Origin of the sequence: Mesorhizobium sp. M0954, assembly GCF_040319155.1 — a bacterium.
GTDB lineage: Bacteria > Pseudomonadota > Alphaproteobacteria > Rhizobiales > Rhizobiaceae > Mesorhizobium.
This window is the reverse complement of sequence record NZ_JAMYNR010000021.1, coordinates 19,480-43,196: the sequence shown is the minus strand read 5'-3', so window position 1 is coordinate 43,196 and position 23,717 is coordinate 19,480. Positions and strand designations below refer to the sequence as shown.

The window sequence follows — 23,717 nt, the reverse complement described above, 5'->3', positions numbered from 1 at the left end:
GCAGCATGATCACGTCCGCGGAATCAAACAGTCTTGCGGGAGGCAAGATTGCGTTGTGTCGCCCAAAATCCCAACATACAAGACGAATTATGATGGATGTCACGCAACCACGCAATGCCATGGACTGGCACGAGCAAGCCTTGGACCTCACGCGGGGAATTGCTGCTTATGTCAAGTGCCCTCTCGTGGCAGGGCTGGCGCGGGTCGTCGCCAAGCATCCGAAGGCCGATATCGCCAACGCCTTCAACCACAAGCAGGTCGCCTGCAAGATGTGGGCGCTCGACAGGCTATTCGAAAGCGGCGGCCGCCGCTTCGGGCGCATATGGGTTCTGGGTGGATGGTACGGCGTATTGCCGGCAATGCTTTTCAACGACGCCCGCTTCGACATCGCGGCGGTCGATAGTATCGACATCGATCCCGAAGTCGCGCCGGTCGCCCGGACCCTCAACCGGGAAGCCGGCGACCGGTTCCGGGCGCTGACGGCAGATATGTACGCACTCGACTATGCGGCCGGGCGGCCCGATCTGATGATCAATACGAGCTGCGAACACATAGCCGATCTGCGCGCCTGGCTTGCTCTGCTTCCGCCGGGCACGAATGTACTGCTGCAATCGAACGATTATTTCAGCGAGCCGACGCACATCAACTGCGTGGCTTCGCTTGCAGCCTTCGAGGAAATGGCGGCGCTGCGGGAGGTGCGGTTCTCCGGCGAACTGCCGACAAAAAATTATACGCGCTTCATGCTGATTGGAACTGTTTAATGCATTTCGCCCAAAAGCGCGTAGCGGTTTGGGACAACGACACGCATAAAAACAGGACTTGAAGCGCGTCGCACGAATCTCACCAGGCGCGACGCGCGTTAGAGCATTTGCAGGAAAGTGTGGAAACGGCTTTCCGTCCGGAATTGCGTCAAAACAAAGAGACACAGCGGTTCTGCGTGAAACGATGAACCGCTCTAGGATCTATCGTCTGTTCAATCATGAACTTTTCCGAAACCGGGCCCCACATTTAGGGACCATGTTCGATGCCGCTCGCGCAGGATTTGCGCGGAGCGACGCGCGCCTTCCAGATCGAGACGATGCGCGGATGGCGTCGGTTCCACAAGCGCTTGTTCGATCGCTTGCGCCAAACCTTCAGGCGTCAGATCCTTTTCCATCAGCACCGTTGCAAGACCGAGTTCTTCGAGCATCAGGGCGCGAACCGTCTGTTCGGTTTCCCCGCCGGCTGCAAATGGGACGAGCAGGGAGCGACAACCCGCGCGCAGGACATCGCAGACCGTGTTGTAACCCGCCTGCGAGACTGACAGGCGGGCGCCGGTCAGCAGGCTGGCGAAATCCTCGCGGAACCGGAAGATGGACAGGCCTGGCGTGGCATCGCGTGCGATCGCGTCAAACTCGTCTTTCGGCAGGTTTGGGCCGGTGATCAAGCACCATTTCCAAGCGTTGTTGGCATTCCGCGCCGCTGCGATGGTGGATCTGACAAGGCTCTTTCCGGCAGCCCCGCCGCCAACCGACACCAGAACGTCGAAGCGCTCGGAGGCCGCGGGCGATGGCGGCGCGGCAACGAGCCCCGTGTAGGTGACCTCGGCCCTGATCGCCCCAGCCAGTGGAAATGTCTTGTCGATGGTTGCGAAAGCCGGATCGCCGTGGACCATAACAAGATCGAAATGCCTGTTGATGAGATCGACCGTTTCCTCGTTTCGGCCCAGCTTGACGCGCTCCTGGAGGATATCACGGACGGACGTCGCCAGCAGCGGTCTGGGCGACGTCGCGTCGATGGCCTTGATCAGCGGCAAGAGTTCGAAACGCATCTGCCGGCGTCCAAATGGAAACGCCTCGACAATGACGATATCAGGCCTGCAATCCCGGAATGCCTGCAGCAGCATCTCTGAACGCCATTTCTTGAAATCATCGTCGATCGGGTTGCCTTGCAGGTCGACAAGTCCCGAAAATCCTTCATCACCGGAGGTGACAGGTGGCAGGGTTACAGATTGTACACCCAGTCCCGGAAACCCGGCGATCGGCGCTCCGCCGGTCACGACGGTAACGTCAAACCCGTCATCGACCAGAGCCGCCGCAATGCGGCTGGCGCGCGCGAGATGGCCGATGCCGAGCAGGTGCTGGACATAGAAGAAAGCGCGCAGCCGCTTCATTCGGCGGCCCGCCACTCCCGCTCGAACAGTTCCTTGAGCTGTCCAATGCTTGCCATATGATCGAAATTGCCGCGCACGCGCCGCTCTGCGGCGTCGCCGAGGCGGTCGCGGAGCACGGGATCACGGATCAGGCGCTCCAGCGCCCGTGCCAGGGCAAGCGGGTTTTCCGTCGGAACCAGCAACCCGGTTTCATCCGACGATAAAAGCTCCGGCACGCCGGAAATATCGGTCGACACGCAGGCAAGCCGCTGGCTAGCCGCCTCCACCAGAACATTCGGCAGACCGTCGCGGTCGCCATTTGCGGTGATCCTGCAGGCCAGGGCGAAGATGTCGGCGCGGCGGTAGTGCTCAAGCACCTCCTCCTGCGCAAGCGCGCCTTTCCAAGAGACGCGACCATCCAGGCCGAGCTTTTGCGCCAGCGCCTTGAACCGTTCCAATTCTTCGCCGCCGCCGATATGCTCGAAACGCCACGCCAAATCGCCGGGCAGCAGGGCAAGGGCCTCCAGCAACGTATCGTAACCTTTCTTTTCAACGGCGCGCCCGACACTCAGAACGACAACCGGTTCGTCCGGAGCCGAGCCGTCATGCTGCTTTCGCGCCTCGCCGAAACTGCCGAAGCGATCAAGGTCGAGCCCATGATAGCTCAGATGCACGGACGAGTTGCCGTTATCGAGTTTTTTCAGACGGTCGAAGCCGGTTTTCGTGCAAGTGACCGTCCAGCGCGCCGAGGAAAGCTTGCCGGCCAGATCCCAGTCCGCCGAAGTCCAGATGTCCTTGGCATGGGCCGAGCAGGTCCACGGCAGGCCACGAAGCTGGCTGGCATAGCGCGTCACCGATGCAGGCGTGTGCGCGAAATGTGCATGCAGCCAGCCCGCGTTTTCCGGCCATTCGGCCGCCAGCACGAGCGCTTGCCCGAAGCGCCGCGCGCGATTGCGCGTAAAGTCGCGGGGCATATCGGCAGCCAGCCATCCGAGCGCGCGCCAGAAGCCCGGACGCAGCAGACAGGCAAACAGCGAGCGAAGCACGCGCAGCGGCTCTTCATGCAGATATTCCGGCAGATAATGGACGGGCGCTTTGATCTCGTCATGCACGGGGTGGCGTTTTTCGTCGGTCGGCCGCCTGAGCGCGACGAGTATCAGGTCGAACCCCGCACGCTCAAGACCGAGCAGTTCCTGCGCGATGAAGGTTTCGGACAGCCGCGGATAACCCTTCAGAACCACGACGATCTTGCGATGTTGCAACTCAGGTCATTCCTTCAATGACCGAAAGGTGATGGCCGGCCCGCCGGTCGAGCAGTTCCGCGACGATTTCGGAAATATGAGGCAGCCCTTCGAGCGTCAGATGCGGATTGCTCTGCGATGGGCGGGGCCGGTCCGGCAGCACCTTCAGTGCATCGGCAAACCGCCGGGAGTCCTCGGCTTCTTCCGGCAAAAGCATCTCGATGAGGCCGAGTTCGGCTGCGCGCCGTGCGCGGATCAGTTGTTCCCGGCGGGGCTCGACGCGCGGCACGATCAGCGCCGGCTTGTCGAAAGACAGTATCTCGCAATAGGTGTTGTAGCCGCCCATCGCCACTACCGCCTTGGCGCCGGCAATCAGGTCTTCCATGCGGTTGTCGAACTCGATGATCTTGATGTAAGGGATCTTGGACCCCTTCTTGAGCAGCTTGTTGCGCTTGCGCGCCGGCATGTAAGGCCCAAGCACGATCAGGGCTCTATGCTGCAATTGCGGATCCTGCTGATAGGCATCGATGACGTCGTGGATCAGATCGGCGCCGTCACCGCCGCCACCGGTAGTAACGAGGATATAGTCGCCCTCGGGCCGGTGGCCGGGCAACTCGTTCCGCTGCAGGCTCCGTTGCAGGAACCCGACGAACCTCATCTTTGCCCTGACAGCCGGGGGCACATCCAAGCCCGTCAACGGATCGTAGAAATCCGGCGGACCATAGGCCCAGACCTTGTCGTAGAAGACGCCTATCTTGCGCATCACGTCTCTGCGCGCCCACTCTGCTTCGAGCAGATGCGGCGCATCCATCACCTCGCGCAGGCCAAGCACCAGCGTGGTGCCCCGCGTCTTGAGGTAGGACAGCGTGTCCTCAATCTCACCGCGCAGGCCGAGCGGTTCCTTGTCGACGATGAAGATATCGGGCCGGAAGGTCTCAGCTGTATGGCGGATGATCGACTGGCGCATCCTTAGCGTCTCATGCAGATCGATGTCCTTTTCCAGCGAGGTGTATTCGCCGTTGCGCAGCTTGATGACGCTGGGGATCTTCACGAAGTCGACACGGGCGCGGTAATCGAAGGCGCCAGCGATAGTCGCACCCGAAATGATGAGCACCTGAAGTCCGCGGAAATCCTCGACCAGCGAATGCGCGATAGTCCGGCAGCGCTGCAAATGGCCGAGCCCGAACGTGTCGTGGCTGTACATGAGAATTCGAGCGTTTTCTGCGTGCTGGGTCATTGTTGAACGTCTCTTAGAATTCTCGCCTTGAGGACCGTGCGACCCGCAGGATTCGAAATCATCCTCGCGGGTCTACCGACCTGTTCTGAAACATGAGGGCGCAATTTTCAATTCGTATTACAAAGAGGGTCCATATGCTGAAACCAGGAAGCTACGTCTGCTCAGCGGCCTGCTTGCCACGTGGTCCAGAAGAACCTGCATCATTTCACTGGTATTGACCATCTCGGATTCTCGGCGGCCTTGACCGCTGCGAAAAACGTGGAAACTCCAGAATGGAATAAGGTATGGGCTGGGTACTTCACTTCGAGCGTCTAAGCCAAGCTCCTAAACCATGATGTGCCTTGGCGGTGGGAAGCCGGAGCGTTGACGGAGTATGGGACACGTTCGAACCGCCTAGATCTTGACTTCTCAGACCAGAATCTAAGGGTCAGGAGTTCGACTCTTTTCGGGCGAGCCAATTGAACTCACTAGCTTTTTGGACGCCATGGGCACATGAACTCGCCGATTGCAGGCGTGTCAAAGCTGACCTGTTTACCGCCAACGACAGCGCCGGCCTTCGGGCCAGTATCCGAGTCTTCGATCCCTTTTCCGGTTGTACCGCGCAGGTAATATTCGGCTTCCGCATATATTCGAGATTGAGGGCGAACCGGAAAAAAATGTCTTCGTCTTTGACCTCATCCTGCGCATAGGCCCGGGAAATCGGGGCAAGGCCGGTGGCCGAAGCGAGCGTTGCTCCCAGGCCAAACTGCAACGCGCGGCGGCGCGAAACACGAAATGCAGGCGTGACGCGGATCATGGCTTCCTCCCAAAAGCCCGCCGGCATCAAACATTTTGGCACCTCAAAAGCGCACCTGCGCTCCCAACTTCACGAAATGTGGAATGTTCCTCAATCGCCTTGAATGATCTCACCGATGGCCGAGCAGCTAGGTTTCCTCGACCCCAGCCTGATGACAGCTGACGCACACTGCGCTGTAGCGGCGCCGGATCTGCCGGCAGCAAAAATCCCGCCGCTGCGGTCGTCCGAAGTACGCTGTCGATAAAATCCAGGACTTTTGCGTATCGATTTCGGACCAAGGTCCGTCTTGTAGAATACTGTATTTGAACAAAGCTAGGTAACAGCCGACTTTCGGATTCGAAAGTCCTGACGTTTTTCATCTGAAACCCATCCTGGCGGGAGGGCGACTCGAAGGAGGAACTATGAAAACGCGCACCTGTCTATTCGCGACTGTAGCCGCTCTCACCCTTCTCGCATCTCCGGTACTCGCTGCCCCCGGGGGCAATGGCAATGGCAACGGCAATGGCGGCAGCAACGGTAACGGCGGAAACTCGGCCGGGGCCGGCTCGCAGGGACACGGAGCCGCCACTTCCGCCGCGGCCAAGGACAAGTCGACGACCGGCGTTGCTCATGCAATGGCGGTCGTTGCCACGACGCCGGCCTCACCGCAGGCTACGCTGGCCTTGCAGGCAGCGCTGGACAGGAAGGCCGCGAAAGACGCGGCAGACACTGCCGACGACACCTCTGACGAAACCCAGTAAGGATTCCAAAAACAGACCACTTGTCGCGTTGAAAGCCGTGGTTCGCCGCGGCTTTTTTCGTTTCCCGACGACGAACTCTCAAGGTGAACAGCGCTTCCAGAAAAAAGCTGCTCCACGGCGGCACTGAAGCTACGCTAAGGCCAAACGCCGCCGCATCGGCGTCGGATTCGAGTGCATTCGAGGAGATCCCATGACCGGCTTTGTCGACCGCGAGCGCGCAACTGACCTGATGCAGCGCGCCGGCATCGAGGCGCTGGTGCTTTGCGAGCCCGAGGCGTTCCAATATGCCACCGGTGCCTGGATCGGCCCGGCCGGCCTGTTCCGGCGGGCCGGCGCCGGTTTCGTCGTTATTCCCAAGCGAGGCGACCTGCCGCTCGGCGTCGTGGTGGCGGATTTCCAGGCTGCCCGGCTCCGGGCGGCGATGGCCGGCGCCGTGCTGCGCACGCATGCGATCTGGATCGAATCGGCGTCGCTCGAGCCGGCGACGGCCGACCGGCCTGTTGCGCAGCGCATCGAGGCCGGCCTGGTTGGCCGCGCCCCCGGTTTTTCACGTCCGGCGACCTTCGAGCTTGCCCGCTCCGTCCGCGAGCTGAAACCGATCCTCGCAGAATTCGGGCTGGAGCGTGCGACGCTCGGCATCGAGCTGGATTTCGTCTCGGCCAGCGATTTTTCCGCGATGCAGGCAATGTTGCCGGGCACTGCCCTGGTCAACGGCTCGCCGGTTCTCGACAGGCTGCGGGCAATCAAATCGCAGAGCGAGATCGACCTTCTGCAGCAGGGCATCGCCCTGTCGGAAGCCGGCCTGTCGCGGCTGCAGCAGCATGCGACGACCGGCATGCGTCAGTCTGAGCTGGTCGCGCTTTACCGGCAAGGCGTCGCGGATGCAGCCGCCGGGTCGTCGCAGCAAATCTCGACGGCGGAATACGTCACGCTGGGCGCTCGCCCAAAAGGCGCCGACGTCGTCGCCGCCGCCGGCGATCCGCTGAAGGCCGACATGGTGTGCAGCGTGAACGGCTATGCCTCGGATATGTCGCGGAATTTCACCTTCGGGCCGCCCTCGCCCGAACAGGCCGAATTGCATGCGATAGCCGAACGCGCCTTCGCCGACGGGCTTGCCGCGCTTATGCCCGGAAAGCCGTTAGCCGCCGTGCATCGCGCCGCCAGCGAAAGCCTGGCGCGCCAGGGCCTGCGTTCCTATCGCCGCGGCCATTTCGGCCACGGCGTCGGCAATTCCGTGTTTTCCGAGCAATGGCCGTTCATCTCGGCCGACAGCAATGTCGTGATCGAGGCCAGCATGGTGCTGGCATTCGAAATCCCGCTCTACATCGACGGTCTCGCCAGCTTCAATCTCGAGGACCAGTTCCTGATCACCGCCAACGGGCCGTCGCCGATGAACCGCCTGCCGAGGCGCCTGGATATTATCGCTTGAATCCAGCCGTTATCTGGCGCCGGCCACGCCCCTGCGGAAATCCGACGGCGACATGCCGGAAAGCTTGCGGAACGACTTGTTGAAGGCACTGAGCGAGCCGAAGCCCGATTCCATGGCGACGCGCAGCACATTGGCATCCTGATGCATCAGCAGCGCCTGCGCGTAGCTGAGGCGCAGCAAGTTCACATATTCATTGAGCGTCATGCCGGTCGATTTCTTGAAGATGCTCATGGCGTATTTGGGATGGATATCGGCCGCCGCGGCGATGTCGACGCAATCGATTTCGTAGAGGAAATTCTCGGCGATGAAGTCGCACATGCGCCCGACATTGCGCAGCGATTGCTGATCGAAGGGACTGCCTATCTCCTGTTCGACCGGGGTTTCGGGCACCAGCCGGTAAGGCTCGAAGCGCACCCGCTCCAGCCGCAGCAAAAGCTCGTTGACGGCATGCTCGGCCTTGACCGGGTCGCCGGAGCGGGCATAGCGATTCCAGCGCTCGAAATTGTGGTCGTCCGACCGGTCGGTGGCGTCGGTCACCAGCGTCGCGCCGGTCATCAGCCTGTTGCGGACCTCGACGGGCAAATGCAGCCGGAAGAAATGCACCAGCGGCAAATGCGCGCCGGCATAGATGGCATCGTCGGAGGCTTCGTCCATCTGGTGCGGCAGGCCGCCCCAGAACAGGCACATGTCGCCCGCAGAAAGCGAAATCCCGTGCCCGTCCATGCGGTAATGCACGGCACCACGCACGATGAAATTCACCTCGACCTGGGCGTGCCAATGCGGCTTTAGCATCACCAGGGGCTGGGTGTGGAACATCTGCAGCAGCAGCGGCAGGCCCTCCACGCTGCTGGCGCCAGGCTGGTAAAACGGCCTTTCCGGCATCTTACTTTCCGCTCATTTCTTATTCCCTTTGTCGCGGACAAGGCTTTCCCGAGGCCTAGTCTAGCCACGCTCGCAAACAGAGAGCAACTGAAATGGGAGGATTTCAATGCGCATAAAATTGACCTGCGCCGCGCTCGCGCTTGCCTTGGGCTCCAGCCCGGCCTTTGCGCAGTCCGGTGAAATCACGATCTGGAGCTGGAATATCGCCGCTTCGTCGCTGAAGGCCACCATAGCGGGCTTCAACAAGCAGTATCCCGACATCAAGGTGACGGTCGAGGACCTTGGCAACCAGCCGACCTACGACAAATCAATCGCCGGCTGTGCCGCCGGCGGCGAGGGGCTGCCTGACATCGTTACGATCGAGAACGGCGAAGCCGAAAACTACTGGAGCCAGTTCCCGGATTGCTTCGTCGACCTGCATACGCTCGGCTACACCGCGGAAGACCAGGCAAAATTCCCCGACTTCAAGCGTACCGAGCTCGAGGTTGACGACAAGGCCTATGCGATGCCCTGGGATTCCGGTCCAGTGGCGATGTTCTACCGCCGCGACTTCTACGAGAAGGCTGGCGTCGATCCGTCCTCGATCAAGACCTGGGACGACTTCATCGCCGCCGCCAAGAAAATCCAGGCCGCCAATCCCGGCGTCACGATGACCAACGCCGATTTCAACGGCGATTCCGAATTCTTCCGCATGATCTCCAACGAGCAGGGTTGCGCCTACTTCTCCGCCGACGGGCAATCGATCACGGTCAACCAGCCCAAATGCGTCGATGCCATGACCAAGATCAAGGAGATGAAGGACGCCGGCATCATTTCCTCTGCCGACTGGAGCACCAAGATCACCAACAACACCGCCGGCAAGGTCGCCACGCAGATGTATGGCGGCTGGTATGAAGGCACCGTGCGCACCGAATCGCCCGATGGGGCAGGCAAATGGGGCGTCTATCTGATGCCGAGCCTGACCGCCGACGGTCCGCGCGCCGCCAATCTCGGCGGCTCCTCGCTCGCCATCACCTCGGTGTCGAAGAACAAGGAAGCCGCCTACGCCTATCTGAAATACACGCTTGCGACGAATGAGGGCCAGATCACCATGCTGAAAGGCTTCGGCCTGGTGCCGTCGCTGATCTCGGCGCTCAACGACCCTTATGTCTCCGAGGGCCTGCCCTATTGGGGTGGCCAAGCCGTGTGGAAGGACATCCTCGGCACCTTGCCCAAGGTCGTCCCCAGCCGCGGCACGCCGTTCCAGAGCGACGCCGAAATCATCATCCGCGCGGTGCAGACCAAATATCTGGCCGGCGGCTATCCCGACGCCAAGGCAGCGCTCGACGATGCCGCAAGCCAGATCGCCGCGGCGACCGGCCTGCCCGTCAAGTCGTGATCTAGACGAGGCGGCTCCGAGCGCGCGGCTCCCCTTCTCCCCTTGTGGGAGAAGGGGAGCCGAAGGCGACGGATGAGGGGTGCTCCAGCTTGGCGCCGGCGGCACTCCGGCCATCACCCCTCAACCGTCTCGGCGCTACGCGCCGATCTACCTTCTCCCACAAGGGGAGAAGGCAAGAACTTGAAAGCAGAAAGGAGGAAACGATGCGCTACCAGAACGCCACGGCGTATCGCTTCCTCGCGCCGTATCTGCTGATTTTTTCGATCTTCTGGCTGTGGCCGATCATCGATTCCTTCCTGATCTCGTTCCAGGCGACGCGCACCGTGCCGTGGCGCTTCGCGCCGACCTTCAACTGGGGCCGGCTGATCGGCGATCCGGCCTTCTTCAATGCCTTGAAGAACACATTGCTGATCCTTGTCATCCAGGTGCCGGTGATGATTTCGCTGGCGATTGTGATGGCGGTGCTTTTGAATTCGCCACTGCTCAAGGCCCGTGGCCTGTTCCGCTTTGCCTTCTTCGCGCCGGTCGTGGTCGGCGAGGTCGCCTATTCGGCGGTTTTCCGGCTGATGTTCAATCTCGACTACGGCATCATCAACAAATTGCTGAACAGCATCGGCCTGCCCAGTGTCGACTGGTTTACCAACGTCACCCCGGCGATGGCGGTGATCATGATGGCGGTGACGTGGCGCTGGGCCGGCTACAACGCCATCATCCTGCTCGCCGGCCTGCAGTCGATTCCCGAGGATGTCTACGAGGCGGCGACCCTGGACCGGGTCAGCAAGGTCAAACAGTTCTTCTACATCACGTTGCCGCTGCTCAAGCCGATCATCGTGTTCTGCGCCGTGCTGTCGATCATCGGCACCATGCAGCTGTTCACCGAGCCCTTCCTGATCACCGAGCGCGGCGGGCCGGGCGGCGGCACCGAAACGCTCGGGCTGCTGCTTTACCGCCAGGGCTTCCGGTCGCTCAATTTCGGCTACGCTTCGGCCGTCGCCTACACCATGGCCGGGCTGGCGATCGCCATTTCGCTGGTGCAGATATGGCTGACGAGGGAACCGAAATGACCTCGCACTCAAGAGTCAGCCGCTCCCAGGCCAGATTGGGACGCAGCATCGCGCTGCATCTGTTCCTGACGCCGCTGGCACTGGTCTGGCTGTTTCCGCTATGGATGATGGTGGTTTTTTCGACGATGCCCGACAACGGCATCTTCAGCCCCGACATCGAGCTTTTGCCGCATGGCAATTTCCTCGACAATGTCAGCAATCTGCAGCGCGGCACCAATTTCATCGGCGCCATCGGCATCTCCGTCTCGGTGGCGGTGACCTATACCTTCCTGTCGGTGATGCTGACCTCGATGGCCGGCTGGGCGCTGGTGCGTTACAACTTCTTCGGCAAGGGCATGGTCGTCGCCATCATCTTCGGCACCATCACGCTGCCCTATGCGGTCGTGCTGATCCCGCAATTCATCATGGTGGCGCGCGACTTCAAGCTCGCCAACACCTGGGTGGCGCTGATCGTGCCGCCGCTGTTCAATTCGCTGGGCGTGCTCTTCATGCGGCAGAGTTTTTCGATGATGCCGCACGAGCTGTTCGACGCCGCCAAGGTCGAGGGCGTCAAGGAATGGCGGATATTCCTGTTCGTCGCACTGCCTCTGGCGCGGCCGATGCTGGCGGCGCTCGCCATCATCCTCTTCCTTGCCTCCTGGAACAACTATCTCTGGCCGCTGCTGATCAATTCCAAGCCGGGCGCGATGACCGCGCCCGTGGCGCTCGGCACGCTGATCGGTCTCACCAAGGTGTCCTGGGGCGGCATCATGGCGGGCGCGGTGATGCTGACGGCGCCAATGCTCGTCGTGTTCGTGCTTCTGCAGCGCCATTTCGTTGCCGGCATCGCCGCCGGCGCCATCAAGTAAGGATCAGCATGGCGGCAGTCACACTCAAAAACGTCATCAAGCGCTTCGGCGTCTTCGAGATCGTCCACGGTGCCAATATCGACATCGATGACGGCGAATTCGTCGTCTTCGTCGGCCCTTCCGGCTGCGGCAAGTCCACGCTGCTTCGGATGATCGCCGGACTCGAGGACATCAGCGACGGCGAGATCGCCATTGGCGGCAAGGTGGTGAACGACGTCGAGGCGGCCGATCGCGGCATCGCCATGGTGTTCCAGTCCTACGCGCTCTATCCGCACATGACTGTCGAGCAGAATCTGAGCTTCGGCCTGAGAATGACCGGCAACCCCAAGGCAGATACCGAGCGGCGGGTGAAGCGGGCTTCCGAAATCCTGCGTATCGCCGAGCTGATGAAGCGGCGGCCGCGGCAATTGTCGGGCGGCCAGCGCCAGCGCGTCGCCATCGGCCGCGCCATCGTGCGTGAGCCGCAAGTGTTCCTGTTCGACGAACCGCTCAGCAATCTCGATGCCGAGCTCCGGGTGCAGATGCGCGTCGAGATATCGCGCCTTCATAAGGAACTCGGCGTTACCATGGTCTATGTGACGCACGACCAGACCGAGGCAATGACGCTGGCCGACAGGATCGTTGTGCTCAACGCCGGCAATATCGAGCAGATCGGCGCGCCGCTCGATCTCTACGACGACCCCGCCAACCGCTTCGTTGCCGGCTTCGTCGGCTCGCCGAAAATGAACTTCCTGGCGGCAAAAATGGTCGGGGCCGACAACGGTGCGGCGGTCGTCCAACTGGTCAATCATCGCGGCGCGCGACTGCGCAAGCCGCTTTCGGATGCCTTGCCTGCAACAGGCGGCGATGTTGTGCTTGGCGTGCGGCCGGAGCATTTCTTCGACGCCGGCCAGGGCGATTGCGACCTTACCCTCAAGGCCGACGTCGCCGAGCACTTGGGATCGGTGAGCTATGTCTATGCCAATTCCGGTACCGGTGGCGGACGCGAGGAACTGATCATCGAGCGCGAGGCCTCGCGGCATCGCGCGAACGGCGACGACCTGGTGGTGTCGATCAAAGCCGACCGCTCGCTTCTCTTCGACGCCACCGGCGCACGCATTCGCTAACCCATCTTTCTTTTGTCCGATCGCGATTGCTCGCGGCCACCCCACGGAGATTTGACATGACGTCCAAACCAGAAAAAGTTCGCTGGGGCATTCTCGGGCCCGGCAACATCGCCAAGGCTTTTGCCGGGGGCGTCGCCCATTCGCGCACCGGCACATTGGTCGCCTTAGGGGCGCGCAATCCCGGCAAGTCGGGGCTCACCGAGGCTTTCCCCGGCGCCCGCATCCTGGACGGCTACGAGGCTTTGGTTGGCGATCCGGATGTCGACGCGATCTATATTTCGACGCCGCATCCGAGCCATGCCGAATGGGCGATCAAGGCGGCCGAGGCCGGAAAGCACGTGCTTTGCGAAAAGCCGCTTGGCCTGACCGCATTCGAAGCCGACGCCATGATCCATGCCGCGCGCAAGGCCGGCACCTTTCTCGGCGAAGCCTTCATGTACCGGCTGCATCCGCAGACGGCCAAGCTGGTCGAGCTGATCAGGGCCGGCGCGATCGGCGACATCAAGATGATCAAATCCAGCTTCGGCTTCGCCATGCCGGGCTTCATGCCGGAGCACCGGCTTTACGCCAAGGATCTCGCCGGCGGCGGCATTCTCGATGTCGGCGGTTATCCCGTCTCGATGGCGCGGCTGATTGCCGGCGCAGCAGTGGGAAAGCCCTTCGCCGAGCCGGACAAAGTCGTCGGCGCTGCGCATCTCGGCCAATCCGGCGTCGACGAATGGGCGTCGGCGCTGTTGCATTTTCCGGGCGGCATCGTCGCGGAAGTGTCCTGCAGCATCTCGCTCGCTCAGGACAATGTCTTGCGTATTCTCGGCAGCAAAGGCCGCATCGAGGTGGCGGATTTCTGGTATGCCGGCGGCCAGCAAGGCGGCACCGGCGAAATCCGCATCATCCGTCCGGGTGACACCGAGGTGGTCGAGGTCACGGAGGACGGCTGGCTGTACGCATTTGAGGTCGACGCCGCCGGCGAGGCCATTCTCGGCGGAAAGCAGGAGTTCGCCTGGCCCGGCATGGGCTGGGCCGACAGTCTCAGCAATCTGCGCGTGCTCGACAAATGGCGGGCCGCAATCGGGCTCGAATACGACATCGAGAAACCGGCAAAGCGCGTCAACACGATCTCCGGACGGAAGCTGCGCTCCGGCGGAACCGCCATCCCCAAGCGCAGCATTCCGGGCCTGCCGCGGCCGGCCTCGTGCCTGGCGCTCGGCTTCGAGGATTTCCGCACCTTTTCGTCGGGCGCCATCCTGCTCGATGCCTATTTCGAGGCCGGCGGCAATCTGTTCGACACCGCCTTCGTCTACGGTTCCGGCTATACCGAGACGCTGCTCGGCCAGTGGCTGAAGAACCGCGGCGTGCGCGAGCAGTCGGTGGTCATCGGCAAGGGCGCGCACTCGCCGCTCTGCTATCCCGACGTCATCGGCAAGCAGCTCACCCAGTCGCTCGAACGGCTGCAGACCGACCATATCGACGTCTATTTCATGCACCGCGACAATCCGGACGTGCCGGTCGACGAGTTCGTCGATGCGATGGACCGCGAGGTCAAGGCCGGCCGCATTCGCGGTCCGTTCGGCGGCTCGAACTGGACGATGGACCGCATGGACAAGGCGATTGCCTATGCCGAGCGCACCGGCAAGCAGAAGCCCGGCGCGCTTTCCAACAATTTCTCGCTGGCCGAGATGCTGGAGCCGATCTGGGCAGGCTGCGTCACCTCCTCCAGCGACGAATGGAAGGCCTGGCTCGCCGCCCGGCAGATGCCGAATTTCGCCTGGTCGAGCCAGGGCCGCGGCTTCTTCACCGACCGCGCCGGGCGCGACCGGCGCGATAATGAGGAGCTGGTCCGGGTCTGGTATTCGGAGAGGAATTTCGGCCGTCGCGACCGCGCCATCGAGCTCGCCAAACGGCTGGGCAAAAGCCCGATCCACGTCGCGCTCGCCTATGTGCTGGCGCAGCCGTTTCCGTCCGTCCCGCTGATCGGGCCGCGCACGCTCGACGAGTTGGAAGACAGCCTCCAGGCGCTCGACATCTCACTTTCGCCGCACGATCTCGCATGGCTGGATAGCGGTTCGGATCAGGCCCGCGCGCGGGCCTGACGGCAGCGGCAGTCGCTTCGGCCTACGCTGCGCCCTTAGCTTCCGGACTGTTTGCACGGCCCTTACCCTCTCCCGCAAAGAACCGGGAAAGGGTAAGAATGAGGTCAGCGCAAAGGCCACTGGAAGTTAGGCAAGACAGATGCTCGACATCGCACCGACGAAACAGGCTGCCACCTGGCTCGATTCCTTTGCCCGGGCGCTCGAGGCCGGCGACGTCGAGGCGGCAACCAATTTGTTCGTCGAGGACTGCTACTGGCGCGATCTCTTGACCTTCACCTGGAACGTCAGGACGATGGAGGGCCGCGTCGCGATCCGCGACATGCTGGCGGCGACGCTGGCAACGACAAAACCTGCCCGGTGGCAGCTCAGCGGCGAAGCGACTTCGGACGAAGGCACGATCGAAGCCTGGTTTTCTTTCGAGACGTCATCGGCGTGGGGCCAAGGCATCATGCGCCTCAGGGACGGCAAATGCCGGACACTGTTTACCGCGATGAGCGATCTCAAGGGGTTTGAGGAGCGCAAGGGCCCGGCGCGGCCGCTGGGTGTCCGCCACAAGGCCGATCCGGAGCGCGAGACCTGGCTGGAGGCGAGGGCGCGCGAGACGCGTGAACTCGGCGCCGGCCAGCAGCCTTATTGCCTGGTCATCGGCGGCGGCCAGGGCGGCATCATGCTGGGCGCCCGGCTCCGGCAATTGGCCGTGCCGGCCATAGTCATCGAGAAGAACGCTCAGGCCGGCGATTCCTGGCGCAATCGCTACCGCTCGCTCGTGCTGCACGACCCGGTCTGGTACGACCATCTGCCCTACATACCGTTTCCCGAGAACTGGCCCGTGTTCACGCCCAAGGACAAGATGGGCGACTGGCTGGAGATGTATACGCGCGTCATGGAGCTCAACTACTGGACCTCCACGACATGCGTGAGCGCGTCCTATGACGAGACCGAAAGGGTCTGGACGGTCGAACTCGATCGCGCCGGCGAGCGCATCACGCTAAAGCCGAAGCATATCGTCTTTGCGACCGGCGCCTATGGCCCGCCCAGGCGCATCGACCTGCCGGGTGCCGATGTCTTCAACGGCGAGATCCTGCATTCCAGCCAGTATTCCAGCGGCGAGAAATTCCGCGGCAAAAAGGTCGCCGTCATCGGCGCCGCAAGTTCCGGCCATGACGTCAGCGTCGACCTCTGGGAGAGCGGCGCCGAGGTGACGATGGTCCAGCGCTCGCCGACGACGGTGGTCAAGTCGGACACGCTGATGGAGATCGGTTTCGAGATCTTTTCGGAAAAGGCGCTGGCCCGCGGCATCACCACCGAGAAGGCCGACATGATCGTCGCCTCGACGCCGTTCGCGCTGCTGCCGCAAGGCCAGCGGGCGCTTTACGACATCATCAAGGCGCGCGACGCGGCCTTCTACGATCGTTTGCGCGGCGCCGGCTTCGCCATCGATTTCGGCGACGACGAGACCGGGCTCCTGATGAAGGCCTACCGCACCGGCTCGGGCTTCTACATCGATGTCGGCGCTTGCGACCTGATCATCGACGGCGAGATCGGCATCCGCAGCGGCGTCGGGATCAAGTCGCTGACGCAGACAGGCATCCTCTTCGACGACGGCACCGAACTGGCGGCCGACGCAATCATCGCCTGCACCGGCTATCTCTCGATGAACGAAACGGTGGCGGCGATCGTCTCGCGCGAAGTCGCCAACAAGGTCGGCCCGTGCTGGGGGATTGGCTCGGGCGTGAAAGGCGACCCGGGTCCATGGCAAGGCGAATTGCGCAACATGTGGAAGCCGACGGCACAGGAAGCGCTGTGGTTCCACGGCGGCAATCTGGCGCTGTCGCGCTTCTATTCGAAGTACGTCGCGCTGCAGATCAAGGCGAGGATGGAAGGCATTGCGACGCCGGTTTATGGAGCGGCGGGGCGGTGAAGCTGTGATCTCCCCCCTTGAGGAGGAGATGGCCGGCAGGCCAGAGGGGGTCGCCGCGCGTCGAGCGCCAGCCTCCATCCGTTGCAGGAAGACGAGCCCGGTCGAACCGACCCCCTCTGTCGCCTTCGGCGACATCTCCCCCTCAAGGGGCCTCAAGGGGGGAGATCACCCACGCCCGAAATGCCGGCTCGCCACCTCGACATGCGTGTCGTGCGCATGCGCTTCGAAACGCTCGGTTTCGCCGAGATCGTCCACCGCCTCGTTCGGCCACCAGCTGCCGCCGACCACGATTCCGTCCGAGACCAGCCGTTGCTCGGCGACCAGCGAGGCGCCGACCGAATCGACAAAGGTGAAGCGGCCCGGACGCAGCCGCAGCACCGCGATGTCGCCGACCGCACCCACCGCCAGCCTGCCGAGATCGGGCCTGGCGATCGCTTCGGCCGGCCGCTGTGTCGCGGCGCGCAGCACCTCGACCAGCGGCATGCCGAGCGCCAGCAGCTTCGACATGCACACCAGAATGTCGAAGGCCGGCCCGTCGACGCAGTAGAGATGCACGTCGCTGCTGATCACGTCCGGCGCCAGCCCCTCGCCGAGCATCGCTTTCGCCACTTCGAAATCGAACGAGCCCATGCCGTGGCCGATATCGAAGATGACGCCGCGCTCGCGCGCCAGCCGCATATCTGGCCGCACCGCCCCCGAGGCGAAGACCGGCGCGTTGGGAAACGGCCGGAAGCAGTGGGTGAGGATGTCGCCCTTGCGCAACCGCGGCAGCACTTCCGAGCGGCCCGGCGGCGGCTCGTCTATGTGCGCCATCAGCGGCAGGCCGGCTTTGTCGGCGGCTTCGAGCGCGAGATCGACCGGCGCGATGCCGCTGGTGCCGCCGGCATGGCGACCCGAGCGGACCTTGATGCCGACAACCACGTCCGCGTGCTCGCGAGCCGCCGCTACCGTCTCGCGCGGTTCGCAGAGCCGGAGGTCGCTGCACTCGCCGACCGCCACGGTCTGCGAGAAGCCGAATATGCCGGCAAAGGAAATGTTGACGTAAGCCAGAATACGGACTTTCGAGCGCTCGATGACGTGGCGGCGAAAGCCGAGGAAATTGCCGGCGCCGGCACTTCCGGCATCGATGAAGGTGGTGGTGCCGCTCTTTGCGGCGAGCCGGTCGGCATCGACGCCGAGCGACGTGCCGCCCCAATAGACATGGCTGTGCAGGTCGATCAGGCCCGGCGCGACGATCGAGCCCGTGGCATCGATGACGCGGGCGGCACGTTCGAAGGGGATTTCGGTGTCGATCGCGGCGATACGGCCGTCGGCAATCGCCAGATCGCGCTGCGCGTCGAGGCCGGACGCCGGATCGATGAGGCGGCCGCCTTTTATCAGGAGATCGAATTGCATCGCGCCTGTCTCCACTTTCCCGTCAGGCCGGCCTGTAGGCAACGGCCTCGACCTCGATCTTGATGTCGATCATCAGCCGCGACTCCACTGTCGTGCGCGCCGGCGGGTCTTTCGGGAAATGCCTGGCATAGACGGTGTTGAAGATGCCGAAATCGCGGGCGTCTTCGAGCCAGACCGTCGTCTTGACTACGTCGTCGAGGGTACAGCCGGCCAGCGCCAGTGCCGCCTTGACGTTCGACAGCACCTGCTCGGTCTGTTCGGCGATGCCGCCCTTGACCACCAGTCCGTCTGTGCCGACCGGCACCTGGCCTGAGACATAGACGAAATCGCCGGCCCTGACCGCCGGCGACAACGGCACATGGGATTTTCCAAAACATTGCTTGGGCAAGGAGGCGTCCTCTGGAAATCGTTGCGTGACCGCGCGACTTGTCAGCTTGGCGCGAGAGGACGCGGCCCCTCTGCGAGTCTCATCCAACATCTTCGAAGCCTATATCGCTTTGCCGCGAGAGCGCCAGAACGATCACTGCGCTCGGTGATCCTTCGCGCCAGCGTCTGGACCCGCGACACCAGCCCGCTCAGCGGTCGATCCGCGTCGACAGGATGATCGACGACGACGTGCGCTCGACTCCGTCCATGGCGCCGATCTGGTCGAGAAGCGTGTCGAGATCCCTGATCGAAGGCGCCTCGACGATGACGATCATGTCGAAATTGCCGCTGACCGAGTGCAGCGTGCGAACCGGTGCCAGCGCCTGCAGGCTGCGCACCACCTTGTCGGCAAGCTTGGGGGTGACGGTGAGCAGGACATGCGCCCTGACCAGCCCCTGCTCGTAATCCGGCGACAGCCTGACCCCGTAGCCAGCGATGATGCCGCGCTCTTCCAGCCGCTCGATCCGGCTTTGCACCGTCGTTCGTGAGACGCCGAGGCGCCGCGCCAGTTCTGCGGTCGAGGCGCGCGCATTGGTGCGCAGCAGGGAAAGCAGAGCCTGGTCGGCATCGCTGAGCATTTCGACGAACCTTACCGTCACATTGCCCAAAGAGAGGTTGCGTTTCGTACAATCTCACGCTTCCTTTCGACAGGCAAGCTGCGATTCTAACCGTGAATTTAGCATTGGTGCGAGGGACCGGTCATGAAGGAAATCATCGTCGTCGGCGCCGGCAAGATCGGCTCGACCATTGCCGAGATGCTGGCTTCCACGGGCAACTACCATGTTACGCTCGTCGACCGCTCGGCGGCGCAGCTCGGCGCGGCCGAACTGCCTGAAACGGTCGAGACGCTGGAACTCGACATCGAGGCCGCCGGCACCCTCGAAGCGGCCCTGGCCGGCAAATTCGCGGTGCTCAGCGCCGCGCCCTTCCATCTGACCACGCGCATCGCCGAGGCGGCGGCCAGCGCCGGCGTGCACTATCTCGATCTGACCGAGGACGTCGTCAGCACCAGGCGGGTCAAGGAACTGGCGCGCTCCGGCAACAGCGCCTTCATCCCGCAATGCGGTCTGGCGCCCGGCTTCATCTCGATCGTTGCCAACGATCTCGCCAGCCGCTTCGACACGCTGGAAAGCGTGCGCATGCGGGTCGGCGCGCTGCCGCAGTACCCGTCGAATGCGCTGAACTACAATCTGACCTGGAGCACCGACGGCGTCATCAACGAATATTGCGAGCCTTGCGAGGCGATCGTCGAAGGCGAACTGATCGAAGTGCCGCCGCTCGAGGAGCGTGAAGAATTCTCGCTCGACGGCGTCACCTATGAGGCGTTCAACACCTCGGGCGGGCTGGGCACGCTGGCCGAAACGCTGAAGGGCAGAGTGCGCACGCTGAACTACCGCACCATCCGCTATCCCGGCCATGCGGCGATCATGAAGGCGCTGCTCAACGACCTCGGCCTGCGGCACCGCCGCGACGTGCTGAAGGACATTTTCGAAAGCGCCCTGCCGGCAACGCTGCAGGACGTGGTTATCGTCTTCGTCACCGTCAGCGGCCGCAAGAACGGCCGTCTGCTGCAGGAGACCTACGCCAACAAGATCTACGCCAGGCGCGACGGCGAAACGGTGCGCAGCGCCATCCAGATCACCACCGCATCGGCCATCTGCGCGGTGCTCGACATGCTCACCGACGGCAGCTTGCCGGCCAGGGGCTTCATCAAGCAGGAGGACATCGCGCTCGACGCGTTCCTGGCCAACCGCTTCGGCCGCGCCTATGCGCAGCACGAGATGGTTAGCCGGCTTGCAGGATGAGCTGCGTAATCTCCCCCCTCGAGGGGGAGATGTCGCCGAAGGCGACGGAGGGGGTCGCCTCGCGTAGAGCGCCAACCTCCATCTGTCGCAAGGGAGGTCGCATCCAGTCGAACCGACCCCCTCTGGCCTGCCGGCCATCTCGCCCTCAAGGGGGGAGAGCGCGAGCCATCAGACATGCAGTGCGTGCCCCAGCGCCTTCAGCGCCGCTTCCGGAAAACCCTCGCCCTGTGTCGGATGGGCATGGATCGTCCCGGCGATGTCCTCCAGCGTCGCGCCCATCTCCAGCGCCAGCCCAAACGCCGTCGACAGTTCCGACACGCCCTGGCCGACGGCCTGGATGCCAAGCACCAGATGGTTGTCCGCCCGCGCCACTACCCGGACGAATCCGTCCTCGCCCAACTTCGTCATCGCCCGGCCATTGGCGGTGAAGGGAAACAGTCCGACCTTGATCTCGCCACGGGTCTTGGCCTCCTCCGGCGACAGGCCTGCGGTGACCAGCTCCGGATCGGTGAAACAGACAGCCGGGATCGCTCGTCTGTCCCAGCTGCGCTTGTGGCCGGCGACGATCTCGGCGACCATTTCGCCTTGCGCCATGGCCCGATGCGCCAGCATCGGCTCGCCGGTGACGTCGCCAATGGCAAAGAGGCCGCGCATCGAGCTGCGGCACTGGTCGTCGATGCGGATGAAGGGTCCGGCCATGTCGAGGTCGATCTGCTCCAACCCCCAGCCTTCGGTTACCGGCTTGCGACCGACCGTGACCAGCACCTTGTCGGCAGCGATCTTGCCGTTCTTGCCGCCATTCGTCTCGACCAGCAGCGCGTCGCGCTTAGTGGACAGCCCCTTGGCCTTGGCGTTCACGAGCACCTCGATGCCGAGTTCGGCCAGCCGCTTCACCACCGGCCGGGTCAGTTCCGCATCATATTGCGCCAGCACGCGCGGCAACGCCTCGACCACGGTCACCTTGGCGCCCAGCTTGGCAAAGGCGATGCCGAGTTCCAGCCCGATATAGCCGCCGCCGACCACCGCCAGCCTCTCCGGAACTTCGCTCAGCGCCAGCGCCTCGGTCGACGAAATGACCGGCCCGCCGAACGGCAGCGACGGCAGCTCGACCGGCGCCGAGCCGGTCGCTATCACGACCGTTTCGGCTCGGATCACCTGCATGCCGATCTCGGTCTCGACGGCAACGGTCTTGCCGTCGCGAAATGTCGCCCAGCCATGCACCGTCTTCACGCCAGCTTTCTTCAGCAGGCCGGCGACGCCGTTGTTCAGCCGGCTAACGATGCCGTCTTTCCAGGCAATGGTCGCGGCGAGATCAAGCGACGGTGCCGCGACCGTTATGCCGAGTGGACTTTTGCCGCCGGCCATGTGCGAGAGCTTTTCGAACTCTTCGGCTGCATGGATCAGCGCCTTTGACGGGATGCAGCCGACATTGAGGCAAGTTCCGCCCGGTTTGCCTGCCTCGACGATCACCGTGTCGATGCCAAGCTGCCCGGCGCGGATGGCACAGACATAGCCGCCCGGACCGGCGCCGATGACCAGCAGCTTGCAGGAGATTTCCTTCATGTCAGCTGCGTCCTTTCGGGGATAAATGCCCCACCATCCGGCCGCTGCGCACCTTTCCTTCTCCCCCTGTGGGAGAAGGTGGATCGGCGCGTAGCGCCGAGACGGATGAGGGGTGTTGGACGGAGTGCGGTAGGTGCCAAGCTGGAGCACCCCTCATCCGTCGCCTTCGGCGACACCTTCTCCCACAAGGGGAGAAGGGGGAGCCAGCGTCCCGGCGCCCCATGCTGCCGGGCGAGGGGGCCTTTGCGACCGTTCTCATCTCCTCAGTCCACAAAAATCAGCGCCGGCGTCTCCAGTAGCGTCTTTATCCGCTGGATAAATACCGCTGCATCCCAGCCGTCGACGACGCGGTGGTCGAAGCTGGAGGACAGGTTCATCATCTTGCGCGGGATGAACTGGCTGCCGTCCCATACCGGCCGCACCATCATCTTGTTGACGCCGACGATCGCCACTTCCGGATGATTGATCACCGGCGTCGTCGCCACGCCGCCCATGGCGCCCAGCGAAGTGATGGTGATGGTCGAGCCCGAGAGCTCGTCGCGCGTCGCCGTGCCGGATTTTGCCGCCTCGGCCAGCCTGACAACCTCGGCTGCAGAGTCCCAGATGTCGCGCGCCTCGGCGTGCTTGACCACCGGCACCATCAGCCCGGAAGCCGTCTGCGCGGCGATGCCGATGTGGACGCCGCCATGCTGGTGGACGATGCCGGCTTCGTCGTCGAACAGTGCGTTGACATTGGGCTGGTCGGCGATTGCCTTGACCATCGCCCGCATCAGGAACGGCAGCAGCGTCAGCTTCGGCCTGTCTGCGCCCGGCCGCTTCTCCTTGTTGAGCGCGGCGCGCAAATCCTCGAGCGCGGTGACGTCGATCTCCTCGACATAGGTGATATGCGGGATGCGCGACTTGGCCAGCGTCATCTTCTCGGCGATCTTTCGCCTGAGCCCGACTATCTTGATGTCCTCGACCGCCTCGTTGCGGGCAAGGCCGGAAACCTTGGCGAGCCGGGGTCCGCGCGCCAGGAAAGCCTCGATATCCTCGTGCCGGATACGCCCGGCCGGGCCGGTTCCCGGGACCTGCCGAAGGTCGATGCCGGCCTCTTTCGCCCTGAGGCGGACGGCCGGCGAGGCCAGTGGCTTTTCTCCCTCGGGGCGCGGCGCACCGACCGGCGCTATACCCCCGAAAGCCGGCGCAGTACCCCCACCCCTAACCCCTCCCCACAAGGGGGAGAAGGACTCCGTATCCGCCGTTCGTGCGCCCTCGGTTCTTGGCACATGCCCGACCAAGGGCGAGCTGGACCTGGCTTCGGCTTTGGCGGCCGAAGCTCGTCCCCCTCCCCCTTGTGGGGAGGGGCTAGGGGTGGGGGTAGGTGCCGCCTCACCCTCCGCCGATTTCGCGCCTGCGTTCACATTTCCCTCGCCGGCCACCTTCAACCTGACAATCGGCGAGCCGATCGCCACCGTGTCGCCGATCTCGGCGCCCAACCAGACGATCTCGCCATCGACGGGCGACGGAATTTCGACCGTCGCCTTGTCGGTCATGACAGCGGCAAGCACGGCGTCCTCGCGCACGAGATCGCCGACCTTGACCTGCCATTCGACGAGCTCGGCCTCGGCGACGCCTTCGCCGACATCGGGCAGCTTGATGACATATTCGCCCATCGTTCCCTCT

Annotated in this window: 19 protein-coding genes and 1 pseudogene; 10 read left to right on the top strand and 10 right to left on the bottom strand. The window is 63.2% G+C overall.

Going from position 1 to position 23,717, the window contains the following annotated elements; genetic code table 11:
• The first annotated feature begins 92 nt into the window (after positions 1 to 92).
• Positions 93 to 761, top strand: coding sequence for a class I SAM-dependent methyltransferase (locus NKH93_RS24550; RefSeq protein WP_352770469.1), 669 nt, complete (start codon positions 93 to 95; stop codon positions 759 to 761).
• A gap of 212 nt (positions 762 to 973) precedes the next feature.
• Here the strand turns inward: NKH93_RS24550 and NKH93_RS24545 are convergent, their stop codons facing one another.
• The 4 genes and pseudogenes from NKH93_RS24545 to NKH93_RS24530 all read right to left on the bottom strand — a co-directional run.
• Entirely contained in the window at positions 974 to 2,152 is a 1,179-nt protein-coding gene (locus NKH93_RS24545) for a glycosyltransferase family protein (RefSeq protein WP_352491730.1), read from the bottom strand.
• Positions 2,149 to 3,393 carry a glycosyltransferase gene (locus NKH93_RS24540; protein WP_352541931.1) on the bottom strand — a complete coding sequence of 415 codons (1,245 nt, stop codon included), beginning with the start codon at positions 3,391 to 3,393 and terminating at the stop codon, positions 2,149 to 2,151. The genes NKH93_RS24545 and NKH93_RS24540 overlap by 4 nt, the downstream gene beginning before the upstream one ends.
• A gap of 1 nt (position 3,394) precedes the next feature.
• Entirely contained in the window at positions 3,395 to 4,609 is a 1,215-nt protein-coding gene (locus tag NKH93_RS24535) for a glycosyltransferase family protein (RefSeq protein WP_352450264.1), read from the bottom strand.
• Between the two features lie 491 nt (positions 4,610 to 5,100).
• A pseudogene (locus tag NKH93_RS24530) lies at positions 5,101 to 5,405 on the bottom strand (ferritin-like domain-containing protein); the annotation flags it as partial.
• 401 nt (positions 5,406 to 5,806) lie between these two features.
• On the opposite strand from NKH93_RS24530, the gene NKH93_RS24525 reads away from it, so the two are divergent.
• Entirely contained in the window at positions 5,807 to 6,145 is a 339-nt protein-coding gene (locus NKH93_RS24525) for a hypothetical protein (protein ID WP_352470899.1), read from the top strand.
• A gap of 190 nt (positions 6,146 to 6,335) precedes the next feature.
• A complete protein-coding gene (locus NKH93_RS24520; protein ID WP_352972437.1) occupies positions 6,336 to 7,574 on the top strand; it encodes a M24 family metallopeptidase in 1,239 nt (412 codons plus the stop codon).
• Between the two features lie 9 nt (positions 7,575 to 7,583).
• Here NKH93_RS24520 and NKH93_RS24515 read toward each other — a convergent pair whose 3' ends face one another.
• A complete protein-coding gene (locus tag NKH93_RS24515; RefSeq protein WP_352972434.1) occupies positions 7,584 to 8,456 on the bottom strand; it encodes a helix-turn-helix domain-containing protein in 873 nt (290 codons plus the stop codon).
• A 106-nt stretch (positions 8,457 to 8,562) separates the two neighbouring features.
• Here NKH93_RS24515 and NKH93_RS24510 point away from each other — a divergent pair, with 106 nt between their 5' ends.
• From NKH93_RS24510 to NKH93_RS24485, 6 genes are all read left to right on the top strand, one after another.
• The gene (locus tag NKH93_RS24510; RefSeq protein WP_023675947.1) at positions 8,563 to 9,834 is read left to right on the top strand and encodes an extracellular solute-binding protein; all 1,272 of its coding nucleotides are present in this window, start codon (positions 8,563 to 8,565) and stop codon (positions 9,832 to 9,834) included.
• A gap of 203 nt (positions 9,835 to 10,037) precedes the next feature.
• Positions 10,038 to 10,898, top strand: coding sequence for a carbohydrate ABC transporter permease (locus tag NKH93_RS24505; protein WP_254817930.1), 861 nt, complete (start codon positions 10,038 to 10,040; stop codon positions 10,896 to 10,898).
• Positions 10,895 to 11,746 (top strand): carbohydrate ABC transporter permease, encoded by an 852-nt coding sequence (locus NKH93_RS24500; protein WP_352972431.1) that lies wholly within the window; start codon positions 10,895 to 10,897, stop codon positions 11,744 to 11,746. Before NKH93_RS24505 ends, NKH93_RS24500 begins: the two co-directional genes overlap by 4 nt.
• An 8-nt stretch (positions 11,747 to 11,754) precedes the next feature.
• Positions 11,755 to 12,852, top strand: a complete 1,098-nt coding sequence (locus NKH93_RS24495; RefSeq protein WP_352820759.1) for an ABC transporter ATP-binding protein — start codon at positions 11,755 to 11,757, stop codon at positions 12,850 to 12,852.
• A gap of 56 nt (positions 12,853 to 12,908) precedes the next feature.
• Positions 12,909 to 14,942: an aldo/keto reductase gene (locus NKH93_RS24490; protein WP_352972429.1), complete on the top strand. Its 2,034-nt coding sequence runs from the start codon at positions 12,909 to 12,911 to the stop codon at positions 14,940 to 14,942.
• A gap of 139 nt (positions 14,943 to 15,081) precedes the next feature.
• Complete coding sequence (locus NKH93_RS24485; RefSeq protein ID WP_352614661.1) at positions 15,082 to 16,863, top strand: NAD(P)-binding domain-containing protein; 1,782 nt, start codon at positions 15,082 to 15,084, stop codon at positions 16,861 to 16,863.
• 165 nt (positions 16,864 to 17,028) lie between these two features.
• Here the strand turns inward: NKH93_RS24485 and NKH93_RS24480 are convergent, their stop codons facing one another.
• The 3 genes from NKH93_RS24480 to NKH93_RS24470 form a co-directional block, all read right to left on the bottom strand.
• On the bottom strand, positions 17,029 to 18,258 hold the full coding sequence (locus NKH93_RS24480; protein WP_352614663.1) for an amidohydrolase/deacetylase family metallohydrolase: 1,230 nt from the start codon (positions 18,256 to 18,258) through the stop codon (positions 17,029 to 17,031).
• Between the two features lie 22 nt (positions 18,259 to 18,280).
• Positions 18,281 to 18,646 (bottom strand): RidA family protein, encoded by a 366-nt coding sequence (locus tag NKH93_RS24475; RefSeq protein ID WP_023675940.1) that lies wholly within the window; start codon positions 18,644 to 18,646, stop codon positions 18,281 to 18,283.
• 187 nt (positions 18,647 to 18,833) lie between these two features.
• Complete coding sequence (locus NKH93_RS24470) at positions 18,834 to 19,262, bottom strand: Lrp/AsnC family transcriptional regulator (RefSeq protein ID WP_352770106.1); 429 nt, start codon at positions 19,260 to 19,262, stop codon at positions 18,834 to 18,836.
• A 123-nt stretch (positions 19,263 to 19,385) separates the two neighbouring features.
• On the opposite strand from NKH93_RS24470, the gene NKH93_RS24465 reads away from it, so the two are divergent.
• Positions 19,386 to 20,489, top strand: a complete 1,104-nt coding sequence (locus NKH93_RS24465) for a saccharopine dehydrogenase family protein (RefSeq protein WP_352820762.1) — start codon at positions 19,386 to 19,388, stop codon at positions 20,487 to 20,489.
• A 168-nt stretch (positions 20,490 to 20,657) separates the two neighbouring features.
• On the opposite strand, the gene lpdA is transcribed toward NKH93_RS24465, so the two are convergent.
• Together lpdA and NKH93_RS24455 are read right to left on the bottom strand one after the other, a co-directional pair.
• The gene (lpdA, locus tag NKH93_RS24460; protein ID WP_352820764.1) at positions 20,658 to 22,052 is read right to left on the bottom strand and encodes a dihydrolipoyl dehydrogenase; all 1,395 of its coding nucleotides are present in this window, start codon (positions 22,050 to 22,052) and stop codon (positions 20,658 to 20,660) included.
• A gap of 263 nt (positions 22,053 to 22,315) precedes the next feature.
• Positions 22,316 to 23,707, bottom strand: a complete 1,392-nt coding sequence (locus NKH93_RS24455; protein WP_352820766.1) for a dihydrolipoamide acetyltransferase family protein — start codon at positions 23,705 to 23,707, stop codon at positions 22,316 to 22,318.
• Positions 23,708 to 23,717 lie beyond the last annotated feature (10 nt).

Bases quoted from the DNA above. Each gene is read 5' to 3' on its own strand.
- NKH93_RS24550 (WP_352770469.1), top strand. From the start codon at position 93: ATGGATGTCACGCAACCACGCAATGCCATGGACTGGCACGAGCAAGCC.
- NKH93_RS24545 (WP_352491730.1), bottom strand. From the start codon at position 2,152: ATGAAGCGGCTGCGCGCTTTCTTCTATGTCCAGCACCTGCTCGGCATC.
- NKH93_RS24535 (WP_352450264.1), bottom strand. From the start codon at position 4,609: ATGACCCAGCACGCAGAAAACGCTCGAATTCTCATGTACAGCCACGAC.
- NKH93_RS24525 (WP_352470899.1), top strand. From the start codon at position 5,807: ATGAAAACGCGCACCTGTCTATTCGCGACTGTAGCCGCTCTCACCCTT.
- NKH93_RS24520 (WP_352972437.1), top strand. From the start codon at position 6,336: ATGACCGGCTTTGTCGACCGCGAGCGCGCAACTGACCTGATGCAGCGC.
- NKH93_RS24515 (WP_352972434.1), bottom strand. From the start codon at position 8,456: ATGCCGGAAAGGCCGTTTTACCAGCCTGGCGCCAGCAGCGTGGAGGGC.
- NKH93_RS24510 (WP_023675947.1), top strand. From the start codon at position 8,563: ATGCGCATAAAATTGACCTGCGCCGCGCTCGCGCTTGCCTTGGGCTCC.
- NKH93_RS24505 (WP_254817930.1), top strand. From the start codon at position 10,038: ATGCGCTACCAGAACGCCACGGCGTATCGCTTCCTCGCGCCGTATCTG.
- NKH93_RS24500 (WP_352972431.1), top strand. From the start codon at position 10,895: ATGACCTCGCACTCAAGAGTCAGCCGCTCCCAGGCCAGATTGGGACGC.
- NKH93_RS24495 (WP_352820759.1), top strand. From the start codon at position 11,755: ATGGCGGCAGTCACACTCAAAAACGTCATCAAGCGCTTCGGCGTCTTC.
- NKH93_RS24490 (WP_352972429.1), top strand. From the start codon at position 12,909: ATGACGTCCAAACCAGAAAAAGTTCGCTGGGGCATTCTCGGGCCCGGC.
- NKH93_RS24485 (WP_352614661.1), top strand. From the start codon at position 15,082: ATGCTCGACATCGCACCGACGAAACAGGCTGCCACCTGGCTCGATTCC.
- NKH93_RS24480 (WP_352614663.1), bottom strand. From the start codon at position 18,258: ATGCAATTCGATCTCCTGATAAAAGGCGGCCGCCTCATCGATCCGGCG.
- NKH93_RS24470 (WP_352770106.1), bottom strand. From the start codon at position 19,262: ATGCTCAGCGATGCCGACCAGGCTCTGCTTTCCCTGCTGCGCACCAAT.
- NKH93_RS24465 (WP_352820762.1), top strand. From the start codon at position 19,386: ATGAAGGAAATCATCGTCGTCGGCGCCGGCAAGATCGGCTCGACCATT.
- lpdA (WP_352820764.1), bottom strand. From the start codon at position 22,052: ATGAAGGAAATCTCCTGCAAGCTGCTGGTCATCGGCGCCGGTCCGGGC.
- NKH93_RS24455 (WP_352820766.1), bottom strand. From the start codon at position 23,707: ATGGGCGAATATGTCATCAAGCTGCCCGATGTCGGCGAAGGCGTCGCC.